We start from the raw sequence: 15,790 nt of genomic DNA, 5'->3' as shown, positions 1-15,790 counted from the left end.
AGGTGGTTCATTGAAAATATAACCGGTTAAATACTCTATTGTTTAACCACGATATTCTCTTGAGATGGGTCTACGTGCTGCATTTGCAGCTTCTCTGTTGCAATTCGTTCCACGCGGCTGTGATCGCCTAACGCATTCTCTTCCAGAATCAAATTGCGCCACTCGATATCTAGAGCGTCACGCTCAAGCACTAACTGCTCGCGCTGCGCGGTCAACAAGCGTGTTTTATGCGTTGTTGTTACCACCAGCACAGCCGAAACCAGCACACCGATAAACAGAATCAGAGGCAGCTTGCCGTGGCGGAGAATATCTCCGCCAATAACGGCAACTAGCGTGTGGCGCTCGTTACCGATCATTCAACCGTCCTTTCCGCAAAACGCAGGACAGAACTTCGTGCTCGTGGGTTAGCGCTTACTTCATCACTGCTTGGTTTCATTTTCCCGAGCGCTTTCAACTTACGACCACCTTGGCTGCGCAGTTGAGCTTCGGTTAAAGGGATACCGGCTGGAACCTGAGGACCACGGCTATGGTGGCGAATAAACTGTTTAACAATGCGATCTTCCAACGAGTGGAAGCTGATAACCGACAGACGTCCTTCTGGGGATAGAATTTCCAACGCGCCATTCAGTGCGCGTTCAATCTCTTCCAGTTCGCTATTGATATAGATACGGATCGCTTGGAAGCTGCGCGTGGCAGGATGCTTATGCTTTTCACGGAATGGGCTTGCGTTCGCAATCAGCGTTGCCAATTCATGCGTCCGTGTCATCGGCTCAAGACGATTACGCTCAACGATGGCGCGAGCAATGCGCTTAGCAAAGCGTTCTTCGCCGAAGGTTTTCAGCACCCAGGCAATATCTTCTTCTTCCGCTTTCATCAACCACTCTGCGGCAGAAAGGCCACGGGTTGGATCCATACGCATATCAAGCGGTCCGTCACGCATAAAGGAGAAACCACGCTCAGCATCGTCAAGCTGTGGTGAAGACACTCCAAGATCAAGCAAAACACCGTTGATTTGACCTTCCAGACCTAATTCGCGTACATAGGTCGCCATATCGGAGAATGGGCCGTGGATGATAGAAAAGCGTGGGTCGGTGATTTCTGCTGCTGCGGCAATAGCCTGCGGGTCACGATCGATAGCCAGCAAGCGTCCTTCCTGTCCCAACTGAGACAAAATAAGACGGGAATGACCACCGCGACCAAAAGTGCCATCAATATAAATGCCGTTACTGCGCAGATTAAGGCCGTTTACCGCCTCATCAAGCAACACGGTCTTGTGTTGGTAATTTTCTTCTGACATGACTATAACGACAAATCCTGTAGCCGCTCGGATAAAGGCTCCGTAACGGTCTGTTGTGCGTCAATATCTTCCTTGACTTGTTGATACCAGTTTTCTTCATCCCACAGCTCAAACTTATTGAACTGCCCAACTAGCATCACTTGTTTTGTGAGTCCTGCGTGCTGACGCAACGTACTTGCTATCAGCAATCGACCCGCGCTATCCATCTGACACTCACTCGCATGACCTAACAGCAGACGCTGAATGCGGCGCTCTACAGGATTCATGCTCGATAAACGCGAAAGCTTTTGTTCAATCACTTCCCACTGAGGCAGGGTATAAAGCAATAGGCATGGTTGATGGAGATCGATGGTGCAAACCATTTGACCTTGCGATTCCTCAAGCAGTAATTCGCGATAGCGCATCGGAACCGCTAAGCGTCCTTTACCGTCAAGGTTGATGGTTGTTGCGCCACGAAACATACCTAAATTACCCCTCGTTGCCCCATCTCACCACTTTACTCCACAAATTCCCACATAAGGAAGTTTACGGAGGGTAGGAAAACCTTGTCAAGCCAGAGCGGATGCGGTTTGGGATTATTTTTGCTTGAAGTGAATTTAAAACCTTCCACTATGAAAAGTCCTAAAGAGGAATAATAAAATTAACATCATGATAAATTAAGGGAAATTCTTGGAGGGAAGTGTCAGTGACTCGAAACACAGAAATTTTACCAAAAATTAAAATTTAACCAGACTTTGCAATATAGCTCTCATTTTGAACATGTCTTGGATAATTTACATACGCTTTACATTGGTAAAGCAAAGACTAATTCAGCATAAGTTATTCAATGCCAGAAATTAAAAATACCTTTTAACATCAATCAATTAATTAAAAAACCTTCATTTAATTTTTTCTGTCTGACATTTTATCTTACTTTATCGTCAGATAATAATGGCTTTAGGCACTAAATATCTAACTGCTTTTTTTAAATCGTAATTTAGATAAATTTACCTCTGAATAACGTTCACCTCAGATAGTTCTCAAATATCAATTTTATTTTGCAAACCTCCCGATTTGGCGGCGAACTCGTGATCGACAAACGTTATTTGTATGATTTTCACACAACAAATTGAAAGAAAACAAAAATTTTAACGCCACGGTGAGAAATCATGAAATTCTCTTCGGCGCGCTACTCTAAGAGTTTTTTGTAGCAAAAGTCATTATAAATTAAAATTTATAGCTAGTTAAAAAACAAACAACAATCATGTATGCTATTTAAGCAACCAAAATGCAGTTCATAACACCAACAAAAGCACAACAAAGCAGTATTAATGACTAGTTTCAAAATGGAGTTAGCCGTTATGTTCTCACCCGCTTCACGTGCCCGCAGCGCTGCCGCAGATATTTTTGCGCTGGTAGTTTATTCCTTTATCGTCGGCATGCTGATTGAAGTTTTTATTTCTGGCATGAGCTTTAATCAGTCGTTGTCATCTCGCTTGCTTTCCATCCCCGTCAATATTCTTATTGCTTGGCCCTATGGCGTGTACCGCGACTGGTTCATTCGCCAGTCACAACGCTGTCGTTCAAAAGGCATGGCAAAAATCTTGGCGGATCTGATTGCCTATGTCTCTTTCCAGTCACCGGTTTATGCCATTATTCTGTGGTATGTCGGGGCTGATGGCGCGCAAATCCTGGCTGCGGTCACCAGTAATGCGGTGGTTTCAATGGCTATGGGCGTCGCCTATGGGTACTTCCTTGATTACTGCCGTAGACTCTTCAAAGTCTCGGGCTATATCAAAGCACAGGCATAAAAAAGCGCCGGTAAAAACCGGCGCCCATTGATGAGATAACACTTTATTATTGCTGCTTACATCCGGTTTAGTCGTCCGCGCTTTAATAAAACACGACGCATCCGGCTCAATCCCGCCTTCGGTTTCTTCGGTTCATCTAAACTTGCGAGTACCAGTTCCAGAACACGTTCGGCAATATCACGGTGACGCTGACCGACTGACAGTACTGGGCAATCCAGAAAATCTAGGAGCTCATTATCACCAAAAGTCGCAATGGCCAAATCGGTAGGTAAATGCCCGTGGTGTTTCAATGTCACATCCAAAACCCCTTGCAAAAGCGGGAAGGAAGTCGTGAACAACGCCTGCGGCATTTCATTATTTTTTAACCAGTTAGAGAATGCGACACCTGCCGCGTCACGTTCATAACTGTTGGTATAAAGATATTGCACTTCACGTGGATCTTCTCGCCAAGCATCACGAAAACCTTGTTCGCGCAGGAAGCTCACGGATAGCTCAGGAAGTGCGCCAAGATAGAGCACCGATTTCGCTGGGAATTTCCGTAACTCTTCCGCCAACATCTCCGAATCTTCACGATCGGCACCGACAACGCTAATAAAGTGTTCAGGATCGAGTGCGCGATCCAGCGCAATGATCGGCAAAGGATCCTTTGCCCAGCGCTGGTAGAACGGATGTTCTGGCTGCAGCGCCGTCGATACTATGATCGCATCAACCTGACGTTGTAGCAGATGTTCAATACAACGCATTTCATTGTCAGGTTGATCTTCTGAACAAGCAATGAGTAACTGATAGCCACGTTGACGCGCTTGGCGCTCCAGATAATTTGCAATACGGGTATAACTGGTATTTTCCAGATCAGGTATAACCAATCCGATTGAACGGGTGCGCCCAGCACGCAATCCCGCGGCAACGGCGTTTGGATGATAGTTATGCTCACGAACCACAGCCATCACTTTCTCAACCGTCTTATCACTTACACGGTACTGTTTGGCTTTACCGTTAATGACATAACTGGCCGTCGTCCGCGAGACCCCTGCAAGACGCGCGATTTCATCCAACTTCACGTTATCCCCCTCTTGAGCCAGTAAAATACATTACCTGCATCAAATGAAATAAGAAGACCGAATGGCCTTTAATAGCATTGATCTAACCGCATAAAGAAGAAAGGAGCAACCGGTTTTGCTGAAAGGCATCAGCAAATAGGAAAAAGTAAGAGGCTCAGCACAAAGCTGAGCCTCCAAATAGCACTATTAGACAGAAAATTGACCTGCATTAACGCATTATTTTGTCACCACGAGATACACCCACGATGCCTGAACGAGCGACTTCAACAATTTCAGCAACCTCTCGTACGGCACTTAGGAAGGCATCGAGCTTGTCGCTGGTGCCAACTAGCTGAACGGTGTAAAGCGAAGCTGTGACGTCTACGATCTGACCACGGAAAATATCGGTGCTACGCTTAACTTCTTCTCGTCCATAACCGCTAGCCTGTAGCTTCACCAGCATGATTTCTCGCTCTACGTGCGATCCTTGTACCAACTCACTCACTCGCAGAACATCGACCAATTTATGCAGTTGTTTTTCAATCTGTTCTAGCACCTTAGCGTCACCGACGGTTTGAATAGTCATACGCGAAAGCGTGGGGTCATCAGTCGGGGCTACAGTCAGGCTTTCAATGTTGTACCCACGCTGCGAAAACAGGCCAACCACGCGGGACAGTGCGCCTGATTCGTTTTCCAGTAATACAGATAAGATCCGGCGCATTATTAAGTCCTCTCCGTTTTGCTTAACCACATTTCATCCATTGACCCACCGCGGATCTGCATTGGGTAAACGTGTTCAGTTTCATCGATGGTCACATCAACAAACACCAGACGGTTTTTAACCGCCAATGCCTGTTCTAATTTGCTTTCCAGTTCATCCGGCGTGCGGATAGAAATACCAACATGTCCATAGGCTTCTGCGAGCTTTACAAAATCTGGCAACGATTCCATATATGACTGCGAGTGACGTCCCGCGTAAATCATATCTTGCCACTGCTTCACCATGCCTAGGAAACGGTTGTTCAGGTTAATCACCACGACCGGTAAATCGTATTGCAATGCGGTAGATAGCTCCTGAATATTCATCTGGATACTGCCATCCCCTGTCACGCAAATCACGGTTTCTTCTGGCAGGGCTAATTTAATCCCAAGCGCCGCGGGTAAACCGAAGCCCATCGTGCCCAAACCGCCCGAGTTCACCCAGCGCCGCGGTTTATCAAAGCCATAATAGAGTGCGGCAAACATTTGGTGCTGCCCCACGTCAGATGCAACATAGGCTTCCCCTTTCGTCAGCCGATGCAAAGTTTCAATGACCTGCTGTGGCTTAATGCGGCCACTTGTGGTGTCGTAACTCAAGCATTTGCGCGCACGCCATTGAGCAATGCTCTGCCACCAATCACGCAGGCCATCGAAGTCTTGTTTAACCTCTTTCTGACCTAACAACTCTAGGAACGTCGCTAGTGCCTCTTTAGCATCACCGACGATCGGAATATCCGCATCTACGGTTTTCGAGATCGATGTCGGATCGATATCAATATGTAGCACAGTCGCATTTGGGCAATATTTAGCAAGATTATTGGTGGTGCGATCGTCAAAACGGACACCAACGGCAAAAATAACATCTGCATTATGCATCGCCATGTTGGCTTCATAAGTGCCGTGCATTCCCAACATCCCTAGGCTTTGCGCATGTGATGCAGGAAAGCCCCCCAGCCCCATCAACGAGGTAGTGACTGGAATATTCAAGCGCTCAGCCAGTTCACGCAGTTCTTCATGGCAGCCAGAACTAATCACCCCACCGCCGGCATAGATAATCGGCTGTTTGGCTGCTAACAACGTCTGCAAGGCGCGCTTAATCTGACCACGATGACCTTGCAAGGTTGGGTTATAAGAACGCATTTTGACGCTTTCAGGGTATGAATAAGGCAGCTTAATCGCCGGATTCATGATGTCTTTAGGTAAATCGACTACGACTGGGCCTGGGCGTCCGGTAGACGCTAAATAGAAGGCCTTTTTGAGAATGGTAGGAATATCCTCGGTATGCTTAACTAGGAAACTGTGTTTCACGACTGGACGGGATATCCCCACCATGTCGCATTCCTGAAACGCATCATTACCAATCAGAGACGTGGCCACCTGACCAGAGATCACCACCATAGGCACCGAATCCATATAAGCCGTCGCAATACCGGTGATGGCATTGGTCGCTCCCGGTCCTGATGTGACCAGCACCACGCCCACTTCTCCTGTAGCCCGCGCAAAACCGTCGGCCATGTGCACTGCGCCTTGTTCATGACGCACGAGCACATGTTCAATACCTCCAACCGTATGCAGAGCGTCGTAAATATCAAGAACGGCCCCGCCCGGATAACCGAATACATGCTTTACTCCCTGATCGATCAACGATCGAACGACCATCTCGGCTCCTGACAACATCTCCATGGTTTGCCTCCCGGCTGACTTTGCGTAGGTTATATCCAGGGTTTATCACTAATGCGAATCGTTTAAGAGATCGAGATATACGGGGCTAGCACACCGCGGGGCACTCCGGCAGCTAAAGCTGCTACGACCCCATCGGTGTACTTCCCCTAAAATCACGCTTAGCAGGCCAGCATTAGGGTTTATCCCTGTTTTTATGTGTTGTGTTTGATTTATTACCTTAACGTGGGAATAACAAGTGCGCAAACGGCAAACTCAGAAGCAAAAGTGGAGGAATTGTAACCTTGCTGGATTCTTGATTTTTTTAGGCATAAAACGCTAAGAGTAAGGGGTTAGCTCCGCGCTTATCGCTGCAGGTGACTAAATTACAGAACTAAATCATTCTCAGCCCTAAAAGATAGTCTGTGATACCACACGAAAAGAAAACGGCCAGCAGAAGCGCTGGCCGTTGATACCACAGTGATAGAAATTAATGTTCCAAATACATGGACTCGATTTCCATCTGATAGCGAGAATTAATAATTTTTCGCCGCAGTTTCAGGGTTGGGGTTAGTTCTCCCTGCTCCATCGAGAAAGCTTCGGGCAGCAGCGTAAAACGCTTAACCTGCTCAAACTTCGCTAAACCCTTTTGCATCTCACGTAGACGCTGATCAAACATTTCTACAATATGGCTATGACGGAGTAAATCCAGACGATCGTGATATTTTAAGTTGATCGACTTGGCGTACTCTTCCAGCGATTCGAAACAAGGCACGATCAAGGCAGACACAAACTTTCTTGCGTCGGCGATCACGGCAACCTGCTCAATAAAACGATCCTGTGCTAGCGTACCTTCCACCATTTGTGGCGCAATGTATTTACCATTGGAGGTTTTCATCAGATCTTTTAGGCGCTCAGTAATAAACAAGTTGCCATTTTCATCTAATGCCCCCGCATCGCCCGTTTTCAGCCAGCCATCTTCCGTAAAGGTTGCCGCAGTTTCTAACGGTTTGTTGTAGTAACCGCACATAACAATCGGTCCGCGCACTTGGATTTCATTTTCGTGGCCAATGCGAACTTCAACATCGGGCAGAGGTTTGCCGATAGAACCAAAGCGGAAATCGTTCTCTTCCCAACAAGATACTGTGGCGCAGGTTTCTGTCATGCCATAGCCATATTTAATATTTGCGCCCAATGCTTGGAAGAAGAGAATAACGTTATCATCCAGTTTTGCCCCAGCCGCAGGCAAAAATCGCACGCGTCCCCCCAAAATCCCGCGCAGTTTGCTCAGCACGAGTTTATCAGCCAGCTTATGCATAGCTGATAAAACGACGTTCGGCTTGCAGCCTGCTCGTTCAGTGAGGAAACGTTTCTCCCCTACCCAAATTGCACACTTAAACATGGCGCGTTTATGCCATTTCGCCTGTGCCACTTTTTCATGGATGGCGCTGAAAATTTTCTCGTAGAAACGCGGCACCGCACACATCACTGTTGGTTTCACTGACTGCATCGCTTCGCGTACCTGATTGGTATCGCTGAGATACACGTTTTGCGCGCCACTATGCATAACATAGAAGCTCCAAGCGCGTTCAAATACGTGCGAAAGTGGCAGAAAACAAAGTGACACATCCTCTGCTGTTACGGTCAGACGTTCGTCATGCAAACGCAGTTGAGCACCCATATTGGTGTAATTCAGCATGACGCCTTTCGGCTCACCGGTAGTCCCTGATGTGTAGATCAGCGTGAACAGATCGCTCATGTCAGCCTGTTCAATACGTTCTTTTAACAGAGGTAAAAAGCGTTCTTGTGCACTGGCCGCGAATGAATCTAGCGTACATGCAATTTCGCAGCCCTGCATGTCGATACTGTCCGACATAACAATAATATGCTCAAGCTGAGGGCATACTCCGCGTAATGCTAGCGCCGCGTTATATTGAGATTGACCATCAACAAACAAAATACGTACGTCTGCATCATTGAGAACAAATGCCGTCTGAGCTGCGGTATTCGTCGAGTAAACAGGAACCGTGATCGCACGCAGGTGTAAAATCGCTAGATCAATCAGTGACCATGAAACCGAGTTGTGGGCAAAGATCGCCACTCGTTCCTGAACATCAACACCTAGCGCACACAATGCCAGCGCCAATTTTTCAACGCGCAGTCCGACCTGCTGCCAAGTATAGGGTGTTTCGCCGTGAGCAGACCATTCACGTAGCGCAACGCGATGCGGAATATGTTTGATCTGCTGCTGAATACGTTCAACCAGATGGTATTTATTTAACTCATTGATCATAGAAGAAGTTCATTGAATTTATCGAAGTGGAAGTCGCCATGAGATATAAGTGAAAAATCTCATTCAGCTTACAGCTGTGCGCTCTTTTGGCGGAAGTCTACCTGTTCTAGCTGTCGGGTCAACGATTATTCAATCCATAAATGTGAGTTATGATCGATTTTTTGAATGATTTATAGCCATGACATCGACACCATAGATGGAAAATCTAGGCGCGATAGACGAAAAAATGAAAAACATAAAAAACTGGGAAAAGAGGGTTCAGGATGTATAAAACACTAGTTTATGAGCTATTGTGCTAAAGATAAAAATGGAGAGCTGGGCTCTCCATTTTATGTAATTTCAATTTTTGAATTAATTAATAATTAAAACTTACTACCAAACTCGCTGAGGACTGACTTCATCCACTGGTGACCGCTGTCACGCTCTGCCGCATGGTGCCAGCTCAGGTAGCAGGTACGCTCTCTTTCGATATCACTCAGAAGCACGGCAGAGAGATTCAAATGCTCAGCGTATTCTTCGACAAGCCAACGAGGTGCAATAGCAACCATTTCTGTTTTAGAAACAACGCTCAATACGCTATTCATATCAGTACCTTGATATGCAATGCAGCGTGCTAATTCACTAGACTCATAATAACCACGACTCAGCGATGAGAAGAGATTTAATCCAACAACCGCATGCTGCTCAACCAATAACTGCTGAGCGCTAACCATATTATTAATACGCGGGTGATTTTTGGATACCGCTAAAACAAACTCATCTTTGAATAACGGCTCACAGGAATATTCATCACTTTCAAAACGGCTGTAACTGATCAGGAAGTCTTTTTCTTGATAACGTAATTTACGCTCAATATTTTCATTCACCGATGAGTTTAAATGTAATTGAACATGGGAAGCGCTATCTTTGATCTGATTAAACAGCTTCGCTGTTAAGCGAATATCTAATGGGCTACAAATTGCAACATTGAAAACTCTTTCGCTGATCAGCGGATTAAAACCTGAACCTGGGAGTTCGTTCTGTACAATCTGCAATGCCTGACGAACCGAACCAAACAGCTGATATGCACGATGAGTTGGCTGAATACCTCGGCCATAGCGCATAAACAGTTCATCATTGAACATCACTTTTAAGCGAGCAACGGCATTACTTACTGCGGGTTGAGACATGCCCAAAGCATGTGCCGCTCGGGTAATATTTTGCACCTGCATTACCGCATCAAAAACGGTAAGCAAATTAAGATCAACGTTTCTTAACTGAACCAGTTCTGTACTTCCATTCTCGGCCAATGACATAACTTCACTTTGTGCTGACATACATCACCCTAATATAAATAACTTTGTTAACGTCGAAATTAAAACAAACGACATTACGGTTTGATTAAAATTCTGAGGGCAAATGAATTCATAAATGATAGATAGCCATTAAGCTTTATGAATTAAAGCACTCACATGATTTGAGATAAATTTATACAATTCGAATTACAATGACATGCGAGTACAACAATCACTCATTAGGCAGCCACTCATTCAATATTGATACATTCTACTGATTAATGATTTAGTTGTACTTAAAATTCAAGGAAGCAATGATTAAATAACAATGAATAATACCCATGTATATTTATGGAAATACTGTTCTCATCCAATTAGTTACAATAAAAACGCATGAAGCTATAGAATAAGCCGAACGCAATTAGCACACTAATGTTTCGAATAAAGATTGAAGGAACTTCACAATTCTGTATTACATGACAACGGGAACATTAATCACTATCGCGCAAGAAGATGAGTTTTCTTCACTCAACTAAATAGCCGTTGACAAGGTTACCGCTATCCAGTATCACTTTAAGCATTGAGTTTATTCACCCAGATTAAGAGCGGAATCACATGATCAAGATGACTCGTCTCCTAGGCCTCCTCCTTCTCGCATCCAATTTGCGCGGTGAGCCTGTGGGCGGTAATCAAAACTGATTCCAACCAAACACAAGAAAGCCCGCGCAAATGCGCGGGCTTTTTTTTGCATCAAAAGCAGCGCAACGCGTTAATAAAAACTGATGAGTTAATAAAAACTGCGAGGAGCAACCTGCATGAGCCAACAAGTCATTATTTTCGACACCACGCTGCGCGATGGTGAACAAGCGTTACAAGCCAGCCTGAGCGTCAAAGAAAAGATGCAGATCGCAATGGCCTTAGAGCGCATGGGCGTTGACGTGATGGAGGTTGGCTTTCCCGTTTCTTCACCTGGCGATTTTGAATCAGTACAGACCATCGCACGCAACATCAAAAATAGCCGAGTCTGTGGTTTAGCGCGATGCGTAGATAAAGATATCGACGTTGCGGCTGAAGCGCTGCGCGTGGCTGAAGCCTTCCGCATCCATGTCTTTTTGGCTACCTCAACGTTACATGTTGAATCTAAACTGAAAAAGTCCTTTGAAGATGTGGTCGCGATGGCGGTACATTCTGTCAAACGCGCTCGCAATTATACTGACGACGTCGAATTTTCCTGTGAAGACGCGGGCCGCACTCCGTTAGACAATCTGTGCCGCATCGTGGAAGCGGCGATCAAAGCCGGCGCGACGACCATCAATATTCCCGATACCGTTGGCTATACCACGCCGTATCAATTTGGTGGCATCATCACCAATTTGTACGAGCGAGTTCCAAACATAGATAAAGCCATTATCTCCGTACACTGTCACGATGATTTAGGGATGTCGGTCGCTAACTCTATTACTGCCGTACAAGCGGGGGCTCGTCAGGTCGAAGGGACGATCAATGGTATCGGTGAACGTGCTGGAAACTGTGCGTTGGAAGAGGTCATTATGGCCATCCGCACTCGTTCCGAAATGCTGGGCGTCCACACCAATATTCATCATCAGGAAATCTATCGTACTAGCCAGTTTGTCAGCCAAATGTGCAATATGCCCATCCCTGGCAACAAAGCCATCGTCGGTTCTAACGCTTTTGCCCACTCATCAGGTATTCACCAAGACGGCGTGCTGAAAAACCGCGAAAACTACGAAATCATGACGCCAGAATCGATTGGTCTGAATCAGGTACAGCTGAATCTGACCTCACGATCCGGACGCGCCGCGGTGAAGCATCATATGGAAGAGATGGGATATCGCGAAGGCACCGACTTCAATCTGGATACTCTGTATGACGCTTTCCTGAAGCTGGCTGATAAAAAAGGTCAAGTTTTCGACTACGACTTAGAAGCCTTAGCTTTCATCAATAAACAGCAAGAAGAGCCTGAGCATTTCCGTTTGGACTACTTCAGCGTGCAATCTGGCACCAGCGTAATGGCTACAGCCTCGGTAAAACTGAATATCGGAGGAGAAATTAGCGCCGAAGCTGCGACCGGTAATGGCCCTGTTGATGCGGTATATCAGGCTATCAACCGTATCGCCGGTTATGACATTGATATCGTCAAATATCAGCTGTCAGCCAAAGGCCAAGGTAAAGATGCGCTGGGTCAGGTGGATATCGTCGCTAATTATAATGGTCGTCGCTTTCACGGCGTTGGCATCACAACGGACATCGTTGAGTCATCAGCTCTGGCGTTAATTAACGTTCTGAACAATATCTGGCGTGCACAACAGGTGGAAAAAGAAAAACAACGCATCCACCAGACACAAACAACATCATCACATTCTAATCAGGAAGCCGTCTAATCATGAGCAAAACACATCACATCGCCGTTTTACCCGGAGACGGCATCGGTCCAGAAATCATGGCTCAGGCCTACAAAACCATCGACGCCGTACGTCAGCGCTTTGGCCTGCGTATCTCCACCAGCGAATATGACGTTGGTGGTGCGGCAATCGACAAGCATGGCACACCCCTGCCGGCGGCAACCATCGCAGGCTGCGAACAAGCCAGCGCTATTTTGTTTGGCTCCGTCGGGGGCCCCAAGTGGGAAAATCTGCCACCGGCGCAGCAGCCAGAACGCGGAGCCTTATTGCCACTGCGTAAACACTTCAAGCTGTTTAGCAATCTGCGCCCAGCGCGTTTATATGAAGGTTTAGAAGAATTCTGCCCGCTGCGCAGCGATATTGCCGCACGCGGCTTTGATATCCTGTGCGTGCGCGAATTGACCGGCGGTATCTACTTCGGCCAACCGAAAGGCCGTGAAGGTCAGGGAATGCATGAGCGTGCGTTTGATACCGAGGTATACCACCGTTTCGAGATTGAACGCATCGCGCGTATCGCCTTCGAAGCTGCCCGTAAGCGCCGTGGAAAAGTGACCTCAATCGACAAAGCTAACGTATTGCAAAGTTCTATTTTGTGGCGCGAAATTGCTACCGAGATTGGCAAAGACTATCCAGATGTCGCGTTAAATCACATGTACATCGACAACGCCACCATGCAGTTGATCAAAGACCCTTCGCAGTTTGACGTGATGCTGTGCTCCAATATCTTTGGCGATATTCTGTCTGACGAGTGTGCCATGATCACTGGCTCTATGGGGATGTTGCCTTCCGCCAGTTTGAACGAACAAGGCTTTGGCCTGTATGAGCCTGCGGGCGGCTCTGCGCCAGACATCGCGGGCAAAAACATTGCCAACCCTATCGCACAAATTCTGTCATTCGCCCTGCTGCTGCGTTACAGCCTGAACGCTGACGACGCGGCCAACGCCGTAGAGCAAGCGGTAAACAAAGCATTAGAACAAGGCTTCCGCACTGGTGATTTAGCCGGTGATGGTCAGGCTATTTCAACCTCAGAAATGGGTGATGTCATCGCCCGCTTTATCGCTCAGGAGGCCTGATCATGGCGAAAACTTTATATCAGAAACTGTTTGATACACACGTGGTTTATGAAGCTAAAAACGAAACGCCACTGTTGTATATCGACCGCCACTTGGTGCATGAAGTGACTTCTCCACAGGCGTTTGACGGCCTGCGCGCGATGGGGCGTCCGGTACGCCAAACAAGTAAAACCTTTGCCACCATGGATCACAACGTATCAACGCAGACTAAAGACATTAATGCCTGCGGCGATATGGCACGCATCCAAATGCAAGAGTTGATGAAAAACTGCAAGGAATTTGGGGTTCAACTGTATGATCTGAATCATCCATTCCAAGGCATTGTTCACGTCATCGGGCCAGAACAAGGAATGACGCTGCCGGGCAATACTATCGTCTGTGGTGACTCTCACACGGCAACTCACGGTGCATTTGGCGCACTGGCTTTCGGCATTGGGACCTCTGAAGTTGAACATGTTTTAGCCACGCAAACCTTGAAACAGGGGCGGGCGAAGACCATGAAAATTGAAATTATCGGCGATGCGGCAGAAGGCATCACGGCCAAAGATATCGTTTTGGCCGTGATTGGAAAAATCGGTCACGCGGGCGGTACCGGACATGTTGTCGAGTTCTGTGGCAAAGCCGTTGAAGCACTGTCAATGGAAGGCCGGATGACGCTGTGTAATATGGCCATTGAGATGGGCGCTAAAGCGGGTCTGGTTGCGCCAGATGAAACCACGTTCACCTATCTGAAAGGGCGTCAGTTTGCCCCACAGGGTGATAACTGGGAAAAAGCCGTCGAGTACTGGCGTACGTTGAAATCCGATGCAGGTGCTCAATTCGACGCCATCATCACGTTGAACGCAGGCGAGATTGCACCGCAGGTAACCTGGGGAACCAACCCAGGACAGGTGATTGCGATTAATCAGCCTATCCCAACGCCCGAATCCTTCAGCGATCCTATTGAACGCGCCTCGGCGGAAAAAGCGCTGGCCTACATGGATTTAGCAGCAGGTGTTAAGTTGACCGACGTCGCGATCGACAAAGTATTCATCGGCTCCTGCACCAACTCACGCATTGAAGATTTACGTGAGGCAGCGGCAATAGCCAAAGGCCGTAAAGTTGCCAATGGCGTACAAGCCATCGTCGTTCCCGGCTCGGGGCCAGTAAAAGCCCAAGCGGAGTCAGAAGGTTTAGACAAGATTTTCATCGAAGCCGGTTTCGAATGGCGTTTGCCGGGCTGTTCCATGTGCTTGGCGATGAATAACGACCGCCTGAATCCGGGTGAACGTTGTGCATCTACTAGCAACCGTAACTTTGAGGGACGTCAGGGCCGCGGTGGTCGTACTCATTTAGTTAGCCCTGCCATGGCCGCAGCGGCAGCCGTGAGCGGACACTTTGCCGATATTCGTGAATTAGCGACCGCAGCGGTCTAACAGGAGCACTCTTCATGGCTACATCTACTCAGTCTGGTTTAATTAAACATAGTGGGATCGTGGTTCCTTTAGACGCCGCCAACGTCGATACTGACGCCATTATTCCTAAGCAGTTTTTGCAAAAAGTGACTCGCACCGGCTTTGGTCAACACCTGTTTAACGACTGGCGTTTTCTGGATGATGCGGGGCAGCAGCCAAATCCTGACTTCATTCTGAATCAGCCCGAATTCAAAGGTGCCAGCATTTTGTTGACGCGCGAAAACTTCGGCTGCGGCTCTTCTCGCGAACATGCGCCATGGGCTCTGACCGACTACGGCTTTAAAGTGGTTATTGCGCCGAGTTTTGCCGATATTTTTTACGGTAACTCGTTCAATAACCAGCTGCTGCCGGTCACCTTGAGCGAAGCCGAAATAGATGAACTGTTCGCACAGGTTGAAGCCGCACCGGGGATGAGTTTCACCGTTGATTTAGAAACACAAACCGTGCAAGCGGGAGATAAAAGCTATTCGTTTGAGCTGGATAGTTTCCGCCGCCACTGCATGATGAATGGTTTAGATAGCATTGGATTGACGTTGCAGCATGAGGCGGCTATTTCAGAATATGAGGGGAAATTACCGGAGTTTTTGCGGTAAGAGGAAAATGAAGTGTTCTGATCGTGAATGCAATTTCAAAGTAAGGTTTCGTACGCCTAAACATTGGAGTGCGGTTAAGGTTTCGTACGCCTAGAGCACCGAAACCTACATGCACTCCGTGCAGGCGTCCGAGTC

At 47.3% G+C, this 15,790-nt stretch carries 13 protein-coding genes; 5 read left to right on the top strand and 8 right to left on the bottom strand.

What is annotated here, in order from left to right; all coding sequences use genetic code 11:
* Nucleotides 1–35: 35 nt before the first annotated feature.
* Genes ftsL through mraZ form a run of 3 tightly spaced genes read right to left on the bottom strand, consistent with a single transcriptional unit; the run spans nucleotide 36 to nucleotide 1,758 of the window.
* A complete protein-coding gene (ftsL, locus tag M988_RS03550; RefSeq protein ID WP_004094561.1) occupies nucleotides 36–356 on the bottom strand; it encodes a cell division protein FtsL in 321 nt (106 codons plus the stop codon).
* Nucleotides 353–1,297 (bottom strand): 16S rRNA (cytosine(1402)-N(4))-methyltransferase RsmH, encoded by a 945-nt coding sequence (rsmH, locus tag M988_RS03545; RefSeq protein ID WP_064572869.1) that lies wholly within the window; start codon nucleotides 1,295–1,297, stop codon nucleotides 353–355. The genes ftsL and rsmH overlap by 4 nt, the downstream gene beginning before the upstream one ends.
* Before the next feature lie 2 nt (nucleotides 1,298–1,299).
* Complete coding sequence (mraZ, locus tag M988_RS03540) at nucleotides 1,300–1,758, bottom strand: division/cell wall cluster transcriptional repressor MraZ (protein WP_008814601.1); 459 nt, start codon at nucleotides 1,756–1,758, stop codon at nucleotides 1,300–1,302.
* Nucleotides 1,759–2,637: 879 nt separating this feature from the next.
* On the opposite strand from mraZ, the gene M988_RS03535 reads away from it, so the two are divergent.
* Nucleotides 2,638–3,087 carry an L-alanine exporter AlaE gene (locus M988_RS03535; protein ID WP_008814602.1) on the top strand — a complete coding sequence of 150 codons (450 nt, stop codon included), beginning with the start codon at nucleotides 2,638–2,640 and terminating at the stop codon, nucleotides 3,085–3,087.
* A gap of 56 nt (nucleotides 3,088–3,143) precedes the next feature.
* Here the strand turns inward: M988_RS03535 and cra are convergent, their stop codons facing one another.
* The 5 genes from cra to leuO form a co-directional block, all read right to left on the bottom strand.
* Nucleotides 3,144–4,148 carry a catabolite repressor/activator gene (gene cra / locus M988_RS03530; RefSeq protein WP_004094567.1) on the bottom strand — a complete coding sequence of 335 codons (1,005 nt, stop codon included), beginning with the start codon at nucleotides 4,146–4,148 and terminating at the stop codon, nucleotides 3,144–3,146.
* Between the two features lie 208 nt (nucleotides 4,149–4,356).
* The gene (gene ilvN / locus M988_RS03525) at nucleotides 4,357–4,848 is read right to left on the bottom strand and encodes an acetolactate synthase small subunit (protein WP_008814603.1); all 492 of its coding nucleotides are present in this window, start codon (nucleotides 4,846–4,848) and stop codon (nucleotides 4,357–4,359) included.
* Nucleotides 4,849–4,850: 2 nt separating this feature from the next.
* A complete protein-coding gene (gene ilvI / locus M988_RS03520; protein WP_008814604.1) occupies nucleotides 4,851–6,569 on the bottom strand; it encodes an acetolactate synthase 3 large subunit in 1,719 nt (572 codons plus the stop codon).
* Between the two features lie 466 nt (nucleotides 6,570–7,035).
* On the bottom strand, nucleotides 7,036–8,838 hold the full coding sequence (locus M988_RS03515) for an AMP-dependent synthetase/ligase (RefSeq protein WP_008814605.1): 1,803 nt from the start codon (nucleotides 8,836–8,838) through the stop codon (nucleotides 7,036–7,038).
* 362 nt (nucleotides 8,839–9,200) lie between these two features.
* Nucleotides 9,201–10,154 (bottom strand): transcriptional regulator LeuO, encoded by a 954-nt coding sequence (gene leuO, locus M988_RS03510; RefSeq protein WP_008814606.1) that lies wholly within the window; start codon nucleotides 10,152–10,154, stop codon nucleotides 9,201–9,203.
* A gap of 773 nt (nucleotides 10,155–10,927) precedes the next feature.
* Between leuO and leuA the strand changes: the two genes are divergently transcribed.
* Genes leuA through leuD form a run of 4 tightly spaced genes read left to right on the top strand, consistent with a single transcriptional unit; the run spans nucleotide 10,928 to nucleotide 15,655 of the window.
* Nucleotides 10,928–12,514, top strand: coding sequence for a 2-isopropylmalate synthase (leuA, locus tag M988_RS03505; RefSeq protein WP_004094574.1), 1,587 nt, complete (start codon nucleotides 10,928–10,930; stop codon nucleotides 12,512–12,514).
* A 2-nt stretch (nucleotides 12,515–12,516) separates the two neighbouring features.
* Entirely contained in the window at nucleotides 12,517–13,608 is a 1,092-nt protein-coding gene (leuB, locus tag M988_RS03500; RefSeq protein WP_004094577.1) for a 3-isopropylmalate dehydrogenase, read from the top strand.
* A 2-nt stretch (nucleotides 13,609–13,610) separates the two neighbouring features.
* Nucleotides 13,611–15,023: a 3-isopropylmalate dehydratase large subunit gene (gene leuC, locus M988_RS03495; protein WP_064572867.1), complete on the top strand. Its 1,413-nt coding sequence runs from the start codon at nucleotides 13,611–13,613 to the stop codon at nucleotides 15,021–15,023.
* A 14-nt stretch (nucleotides 15,024–15,037) separates the two neighbouring features.
* Complete coding sequence (gene leuD, locus M988_RS03490; RefSeq protein ID WP_008814609.1) at nucleotides 15,038–15,655, top strand: 3-isopropylmalate dehydratase small subunit; 618 nt, start codon at nucleotides 15,038–15,040, stop codon at nucleotides 15,653–15,655.
* The last annotated feature ends 135 nt before the right edge of the window (nucleotides 15,656–15,790 follow it).

It is taken from the genome of Hafnia paralvei ATCC 29927 (assembly GCF_001655005.1).
GTDB classification, from domain to species: Bacteria; Pseudomonadota; Gammaproteobacteria; order Enterobacterales; family Enterobacteriaceae; genus Hafnia; species Hafnia paralvei.
The sequence above is the reverse complement of the archived record's forward strand: the minus strand, read 5'-3'. Positions and strand labels throughout refer to the sequence as shown.

What these genes read in the sequence shown, in the direction of transcription:
- ftsL (WP_004094561.1), bottom strand. Translation starts at nt 356, where the DNA reads ATGATCGGTAACGAGCGCCACACGCTAGTTGCCGTTATTGGCGGAGAT.
- rsmH (WP_064572869.1), bottom strand. Translation starts at nt 1,297, where the DNA reads ATGTCAGAAGAAAATTACCAACACAAGACCGTGTTGCTTGATGAGGCG.
- mraZ (WP_008814601.1), bottom strand. Translation starts at nt 1,758, where the DNA reads ATGTTTCGTGGCGCAACAACCATCAACCTTGACGGTAAAGGACGCTTA.
- M988_RS03535 (WP_008814602.1), top strand. Translation starts at nt 2,638, where the DNA reads ATGTTCTCACCCGCTTCACGTGCCCGCAGCGCTGCCGCAGATATTTTT.
- ilvN (WP_008814603.1), bottom strand. Translation starts at nt 4,848, where the DNA reads ATGCGCCGGATCTTATCTGTATTACTGGAAAACGAATCAGGCGCACTG.
- ilvI (WP_008814604.1), bottom strand. Translation starts at nt 6,569, where the DNA reads ATGGAGATGTTGTCAGGAGCCGAGATGGTCGTTCGATCGTTGATCGAT.
- M988_RS03515 (WP_008814605.1), bottom strand. Translation starts at nt 8,838, where the DNA reads ATGATCAATGAGTTAAATAAATACCATCTGGTTGAACGTATTCAGCAG.
- leuO (WP_008814606.1), bottom strand. Translation starts at nt 10,154, where the DNA reads ATGTCAGCACAAAGTGAAGTTATGTCATTGGCCGAGAATGGAAGTACA.
- leuA (WP_004094574.1), top strand. Translation starts at nt 10,928, where the DNA reads ATGAGCCAACAAGTCATTATTTTCGACACCACGCTGCGCGATGGTGAA.
- leuB (WP_004094577.1), top strand. Translation starts at nt 12,517, where the DNA reads ATGAGCAAAACACATCACATCGCCGTTTTACCCGGAGACGGCATCGGT.
- leuC (WP_064572867.1), top strand. Translation starts at nt 13,611, where the DNA reads ATGGCGAAAACTTTATATCAGAAACTGTTTGATACACACGTGGTTTAT.
- leuD (WP_008814609.1), top strand. Translation starts at nt 15,038, where the DNA reads ATGGCTACATCTACTCAGTCTGGTTTAATTAAACATAGTGGGATCGTG.